Here is a 6921-nt window from a genome sequence, read left to right as displayed (position 1 = left end):
CTTCAGAGAAGTGAGATCCATGAGGAGGGCGTCCTTGCGCATATGTGGACCGACCTTCTCAATAACCAAAGCGGTTACTCCGATGGGAACGCTCACTACGACCACCTGACATGTCTCAGCAATTTCGTCGACAGCCATTCCCCGATTTCTCCCAGATATATGAACAGTATATCCTTCTTTCTCAAAGAAGCGGGCAAGCCACCCCCCCATACCGCGGGTACCGCCAATGATGCCTATCTGAATGTTGTTCATAATGCCTTTTGTCTCAACAAGTGGTCAGCCAGCACAATACTTACCATGGCCTCACAGACAGGAACGATCCGGGGTATTACCGACACGTCATGCCTCCCTTTAATCGATATCTCCACAGGTTTCCCCTGCTCATTGATGGTCTGCTGAACCTTGGCAATGGACGCAATCGGCTTGCAGGCTACCCGTATAACGATCTCCTGACCTGTGGTAATACCAGCCAGTATCCCACCTGCATGATTGGAAAGAAAACCATCCGGTGTGATGGGGTCATTTGCCTGCGAACCTGTCATTTCCGCAACCTTAAAACCAGCCCCTATTTCCACTCCCTTTACTGTCCCGATACTCATGAGAGCCTTGGCAAGATCGGCATCCATCTTGTCAAATACAGGTTCTCCCAAACCTGGAGGGCATCCCCTAACGATAATTTCGACAATGCCGCCGAGGGAATCACCGCTGCGCCTCGCTTCCTCCAGTTTCGCCTCCATTTCCCGGGCAGTGTCCTTATCCGGGCACATCAAGTTGTTCTCAGCAATATCTTCGCGGGAGATCTTTTTCGATCCATCACGGTCCAGCTTTATAACAATACCCCCCAGCGCCTTTGTATAGGCAATGATCTCCATTCCTTGCCGGGAGATAATTTTCCCGGCAATCGCCCCGGCAGCTACACGTGCTGCCGTTTCACGGCCTGAGGCACGCCCGCCGCCCCGATAATCACGAATCCCGTATTTTTTGAAATAGGTATAATCACCGTGGCCCGGCCTGAAAATATCCTTGATGTCTTCATAGGCGCTACTGTCGATATTCGTATTCTGAATAATCAGTGAAATGGGAGTGCCCGTTGTTTTCCCTTGAAATGTCCCCGAGAGTATTTTAACAACATCTTCTTCCTTACGGGGCGAACTTGATGCAATTGTGCCCGGCTTCCTTTTGTTCAACACTTTCTGAACGTCTTCTTCGATAAGATCGATGCCGGGAGGACATCCTTCCACGATTGCGCCAGTGGCAGGACCGTGTGATTCACCCCATGTGGTTACTTTAAAGAGGACTCCTATGGAACTTCCTGACATGATGACTCCTTGCTGCTAAATCTACCGGTTCTGCTCAGAAATTGGCAGATATCATTGACAATTTCATTTATATTTTTCCCTACAGTATCTATCGAAAAATCCGCAAGCCCGCTGTAGACCGGTATCCGTTTTCTGAGGACATCTTCAGTTTCCTGAAAAATATCATCGTGTGAAAAAGAGGGCCTCCGTTCCCTGCTGCTGATATCGCCCTGAATTCGTTCAACGATTGTCTTTACATCAGCATTAAGCCAGATCAATACCCCATGCTTTTTAAAAATATCGGCATTTTCCTCATCCATAACGGCTCCGCCGCCGGTGGCTATTACACTTCTGTGCATTATTACCAACTCCCGGACTATCTCACGCTCTCTTTCACGGAAATATGCCCAGCCGTTTTCTGCAACCATTTCCTGGATCGATCTGTCGGCAGCAGCCTCAATGAGCTCATCAGTATCGTAAAACGGCATCTGTAGCTTCTCAGCAAGTCTTTTCCCAACTCTCGATTTCCCTGTTCCGCGGTATCCAATCAATATGATGTGCACTTATACAATTTCTCCCTCCGGTCGAAATGACACAGAGTAACTGTTGAAATGACAATTCGAGTGTTTTTCAAAGGTCTTATGCCCCATCACCCATCCGCGTGCAGCTTTTTCAGTTCATCCCAGAAACCGGGAAAGGATTTCCGAACACATTGCCTGTCTTTGATCCTCATCCCCGGTACAGCAAGACCAGCAATGGCAAAACTCATGGCAATCCGGTGATCGTTATATGTCTCAATATCGGCGCCATGCGGTTTTCCCCCGATAACGATAAGCCCGTCATCCCTTTCTTCCGCAATCACGCCTATTCTGTTCAATTCATTTACCATTGCGGCGATGCGGTCACTTTCTTTGAGCCTCAGATGAGAAACGTTTGTGATAGCCGTTCGCCCCGGTCTGAACGCCGATAAAACAGCCAGCGTCGGCACCATATCGGGCATGTTCCCCATATCGAAAACCGCGTCCCCTTCACGTAACGGTCCCCCGATAACCTCAACCCACGCATCACCACGCACTACAGAACAGCCTAAACTTTCCATGATGCCTAAGAGTTTGATGTCACCCTGCAGGCTGTCGGGATTGATGCTCATGACCCTTACCCGTCCACGGCACAAGGCGGCAGCCAGGAAAAAATAGGAAGCGCTGGAGGCATCTCCCTCTATAAGGTATCTCTGACCTGAATACCGCTTACCACTTTTTACGCTGAAGCAATTCCTATCAACCCTGCTGATCTCCGCTCCGAAGTACTCCATAACATTCAGAGTCATATCTATGTAGGGCTCGGAGACAGTCCTGCCTTCGATCCTTATCTCTATGTCTTCCTCGGCGTAAGGGGCGCTGATCATGAGAGAAGAAATATATTGACTGCTTTCCACGTCCGTAAATGTGACGGAGCCTCCCCGGATGCCCTTTGCATCGATTATGACAGGGGGATAGCCCTTGTCATCCCGGCTGTTCGATGCAACTCCGAGTGTTTTCAGTACCTCCAGAAGCGGCTTTACAGGTCTTTCGCGGAGGCGGCTGCTGCCGTCAAGGGTAAACTTACCCCTGCCAAGAGAAACCAGTGTCGTAAGGAATCGTAGGGCTGTACCATTATTCCCGAGAAATATCTCCCGCCTGGGATTGCTGATTTTCCCCCTCGTCCCTGAAATGATCATATCCTTATCAGAGATGAGAATCCCGGCGCCAAGGGAACGCAGTCCCGCCACAAGATACCGGGTATCCTCCGAAATGAGTACATTACGCAGGATCGATTTTCCTTGCGCCAGAAATGCAATAACAAGAGCCCTCTGGGTATAACTCTTGGAGCCTGGGATCTCTACAGTTGCATCCAAATGAGGAATTGGCTTAACTTCCATATAAAAGGCGCTCCATGACAACCTGTTTCATCAACTCTCTCGGAGGCTCTTGCCCCGTCCAGAGTTTGATCTGTTCAGCCCCTTGATGAACAAACATACCAAGACCGGGGATGGAAATACATCCTGCTTCCGCAGCATCCTTCAGCAGCTTCGTCGTAAGAGGATTATAGATCACATCCATGACCCATCGGTAGTTGAGGAGGACTGTGCCATTAACGGGTGATTCATTTATATCCGGCATCATACCTACAGGCGTTGTATTGATCAGGCAATCTGCCCTGACCTCATTGATCTCCTTGAGAGGGTAAAAAAAGCACCCCCACTCCTGAGCCAGGTGTTCGCCTCTTTCCTTGTTTCTATTAACAACAACGGGGATACCGCCTTCTTTCTGAATACCGAAAACAGCCGCTCTTGCAGTTCCGCCGGATCCTAAAACGGCAAAAACCTTCCCTTCAATATCCATAGCCTCCCTGAGAGATTGAACCAGACCGATCCAATCGGTATTGAATCCCTTCAATCTGCCATTGTAATTCACAACGGTATTTACAGCGCCTATCTGTAAAGCATCGTCATCCACTTCATCCATATATGCCATGATCGCCACCTTGAAAGGGATGGTTATGCTGACACCCCGGAGACCCATCCCTCTTACACCGCTTACTGCAGAGGCCAGATCGTGAATGTGAAACGGCAAATATTTTCCATCAATTTTCATCTTAGCCAGCGCTGCATCATGCATCAACGGTGAAAGGCTCTGTTTCACGGGATTTCCGAAAAGGCTAAAAATCTGCGTGTCGGAAGAAATGGATACTTTACTCTCTCCTTTACCGCTGACCCTGGTAATATTCATGACCTGTTCCATCTCATCAACGGTAAGCTGACCCGGAGCTGAGCCGGACCACCGGTCCAGGGAGGCGAAGCTGAGATAAGACCCCAGAAGGGGCGCCGTGATCCTGCTCACCCTCCCCTGCTCTCCCATACAGAAGGCGATAATCTCCTGATTCTTGTTCCGGGCGTAAGGTATCAGGCCCAACACTGTGAGATTATCCTCCGGATTGTTTGCGAAAGTAACGATTTTTACGACGCCGGCGCCGATCCTTTTACAGTCGTGGAAGATTTTTTTTAATAACACGATGGACGGCGTTCCGCTGAAATCATGATGGGAGATAATCACCCTTGTGCAGTTGCCATACTCATCTACCATTGATAGCAGCTCTTTTCGCAGAGGTTCCGGCGTATTCATTTCAATATCCACATAATCTGCGCCAAGTGCGACCGCCTCTTTCAGCAGGCTAATCCTCTTTCTTTCGACTGATAATTCCTCCACCGGGGAAGATTCCCCGCTTCTGTTTGTGACCAGTATCTTAACAGGAATTGGGTATAATCTACACCTTTCTATCAATCTCCTCAAGTCTCCATCACGTATTAAATCCATTCTCAACTCTAAAACATCAGCACGCGGAAGACTTCTTTCTATCTGCTGCAAAGCCCCTGCTTGTGTGTTTGCGGTGATGGGAATACAGATCATCGTGCTTCCTCTCCCCTGGGATACGAACCCAGTATCTTTAAAAATGTGGTTTTTCTCTTCAAGTCTTCCATACATTTCTGGATTTCTTTATCTTCGATATGTCCTGCAAAATCAACGAAGAAGAGATACTCCCATAACCTTTCCTTGACGGGATAAGATTCTATCTTCATCAGGTTGATATGCCGTTCGGTAAAAGGTTCCAGGGCATGATACAGGGCGCCCGGCGTATGCGGTGTCCCGAAAAGGATCGATGTCTTGTCACTTCCCGTCATCCTGTTTTCACCTTCTCCCATAACCAGAAACCGTGTTGTGTTCGATGGATTATCCTCTATGCCCTCAGAAAGTATATTCAAACCATAGGTGGTCGCCGCGAGCCGGCTCCCGATGGCAGCACTATTGCTTTCCTTCTGAACAATCCTGGCCGCCGCAGCCGTGCTTTCCGTCTCAACAAGGGCGCATCGGGGGAGATTGGCGCGTAGCCATCCCTGGCACTGTGCCAATACCTGGGGAATAGAATAGACCCGCGTGATCCCATCCAGCCGCTCCATGGTTGACAGGAGACAGTGGCTGATCCTGAGAAAAATCTCCGCATGAATTTTCAGGAGCGTCGTCAGTAATCGATCGAGAGTCAAGTTGATAGAACCCTCAAGAGAATTTTCCACGGGCACAACCCCCCATTGGACCTTCCCTCTTTCTACCTCGTCAAAGACATTGAAAATTGTCGTCTGGGGTTTGAAGATGGTGCTTGCACCGAAATGTGCTTGAGCCGCCAGATGGCTGAAAGTCGCCTCTGGCCCAAGGAAGGCTACTGTGATCGGTTTTTGCAGGGCGCGTGATGCAGAAATAATCTCTCTGAAAATTGTCTTCAGGTATTTTTCCGGCAGCACGCCTCCGTTTATATCTTTCAGGTGTTCAAAAATTTTCGCTTCCTGGGAAGCGTCATAAACATCCAATCCTCCCTCAGATTTAATCTTTCCGATTTTTATGGATAGTTCAGCCCTCTCATTGAGGAGCCTTACAATCTCCCGGTCTGTCTTCTTCAGGTCGTCCCGAAGGTGTTCGAGCGATGTTAATGTCATTTTTTCAGTCCCTCCACCGTTTCGCGCAGAACCGACTCTGGCACGCCCCCATTGACAAAAGGCATCCCTATCTTTTTAAGCAAGACGAAATGAATCGTGTCACCCTCTTTTTTCTTATCTGTCCTCAACCTTGAAAGGATTCTATCCGTTGCAATCGTTTGAGGGATATGACGGGGAAGGCCCAGGATTTCTATCAGATGTTCAATTCTTTTCCTATCCTCGCCGGGAAGATCATACAATATCTCTGAAATCCTGACTGCTGCAACCATACCCAGGGAAACGGCAACTCCATGGGAAATGGTATAGTGAGATTCCGCCTCAATGGCATGACCGATAGTATGACCGAAGTTAAGAACACGGCGAAGCCCCTGCTCCCTTTCGTCAATCTCTACAATCCCCTTTTTTATCCTGCACGAATCCTCGATGATCTTCTGAAGGATACGACGATCCCGTTGCTTGATAGCTTCTGCGTGTTCTTCCAGAAAATGAAAGAATTGTGCATCATCAATAATACCGCACTTTATAACCTCCGCCAACCCGTTATTAAATTCTTTTTCGGGCAGCGTGTCTAAGAATTTCACTTCGATAAACACACCTTTAGGCTGGTAAAAGGTCCCGAGAAGGTTTTTCCCTTCCGGAAGGTCGATGGCCGTCTTTCCACCGATGCTGCTGTCAACCTGGGCCATAAGAGTAGTGGGAATCTGGATGTACGGAAGAGATCTCATATACGTGGATGCGATAAAACCCGTCATATCACCGACAACACCACCTCCCAGGGCAAGGAGCGCCGATTTTCTGTCCGCCCCAAGTTGTAACAGCCTCTCAACAATGGAAACGGTTGTGCTGATATTTTTTGAACCCTCTCCCGCGGGGAACTCGATCATATCGGCCTTCATCCCCATTCCCTTAAGCCTTTCCAGAAGTGACTCTCCGTAGATGGCTGAAACGTTCGAATCGGTAATGATGACATAATGAAGGGCGGGCAGATTTTTCGCAATAATGAGCCCGATACGATCCAGAATATCGTACCCTATACAAATTTCATGGGAAGCAGATAACCTTTTATCTAAATTTACTCTTATCTTTTTCATTGAAGCA

7 protein-coding genes are annotated in these 6921 nt (G+C 48.5%); all 7 read right to left on the bottom strand.

The features are described from left to right. Window positions 1–252: prephenate dehydrogenase/arogenate dehydrogenase family protein (locus NTW12_00335; GenBank protein ID MCX5844802.1), on the bottom strand; the 252-nt coding region annotated here is incomplete at its 3' end. Then, the gene (aroC, locus tag NTW12_00330; protein MCX5844801.1) at window positions 249–1319 is read right to left on the bottom strand and encodes a chorismate synthase; all 1071 of its coding nucleotides are present in this window, start codon (window positions 1317–1319) and stop codon (window positions 249–251) included. The genes NTW12_00335 and aroC, both read right to left, overlap by 4 nt. Then, window positions 1301–1861: a shikimate kinase gene (locus tag NTW12_00325; GenBank protein ID MCX5844800.1), complete on the bottom strand. Its 561-nt coding sequence runs from the start codon at window positions 1859–1861 to the stop codon at window positions 1301–1303. Before NTW12_00325 ends, aroC begins: the two co-directional genes overlap by 19 nt. A gap of 86 nt (window positions 1862–1947) precedes the next feature. Next, window positions 1948–3216: a 3-phosphoshikimate 1-carboxyvinyltransferase gene (gene aroA / locus NTW12_00320; protein MCX5844799.1), complete on the bottom strand. Its 1269-nt coding sequence runs from the start codon at window positions 3214–3216 to the stop codon at window positions 1948–1950. After that, the gene (gene aroE, locus NTW12_00315) at window positions 3206–4744 is read right to left on the bottom strand and encodes a shikimate dehydrogenase (protein MCX5844798.1); all 1539 of its coding nucleotides are present in this window, start codon (window positions 4742–4744) and stop codon (window positions 3206–3208) included. The genes aroA and aroE overlap by 11 nt, the downstream gene beginning before the upstream one ends. Next, on the bottom strand, window positions 4741–5823 hold the full coding sequence (gene pheA, locus NTW12_00310) for a prephenate dehydratase (protein ID MCX5844797.1): 1083 nt from the start codon (window positions 5821–5823) through the stop codon (window positions 4741–4743). The genes aroE and pheA overlap by 4 nt, the downstream gene beginning before the upstream one ends. Next, window positions 5820–6914, bottom strand: coding sequence for a 3-dehydroquinate synthase (aroB, locus tag NTW12_00305; GenBank protein MCX5844796.1), 1095 nt, complete (start codon window positions 6912–6914; stop codon window positions 5820–5822). The genes pheA and aroB overlap by 4 nt, the downstream gene beginning before the upstream one ends. Window positions 6915–6921 lie beyond the last annotated feature (7 nt).

It is taken from the genome of Deltaproteobacteria bacterium (assembly GCA_026388545.1).
Taxonomy (GTDB): Bacteria; Desulfobacterota; Syntrophia; order Syntrophales; family UBA2185; genus JAPLJS01.
Note: the sequence above shows the minus strand (reverse complement) of the source record. Positions and strands in the feature narration are given on the sequence as shown.

What these genes read in the sequence shown, in the direction of transcription:
- aroC (MCX5844801.1), bottom strand. Translation starts at nt 1,319, where the DNA reads ATGTCAGGAAGTTCCATAGGAGTCCTCTTTAAAGTAACCACATGGGGT.
- aroB (MCX5844796.1), bottom strand. Translation starts at nt 6,914, where the DNA reads ATGAAAAAGATAAGAGTAAATTTAGATAAAAGGTTATCTGCTTCCCAT.
- pheA (MCX5844797.1), bottom strand. Translation starts at nt 5,823, where the DNA reads ATGACATTAACATCGCTCGAACACCTTCGGGACGACCTGAAGAAGACA.
- aroA (MCX5844799.1), bottom strand. Translation starts at nt 3,216, where the DNA reads ATGGAAGTTAAGCCAATTCCTCATTTGGATGCAACTGTAGAGATCCCA.
- aroE (MCX5844798.1), bottom strand. Translation starts at nt 4,744, where the DNA reads ATGATCTGTATTCCCATCACCGCAAACACACAAGCAGGGGCTTTGCAG.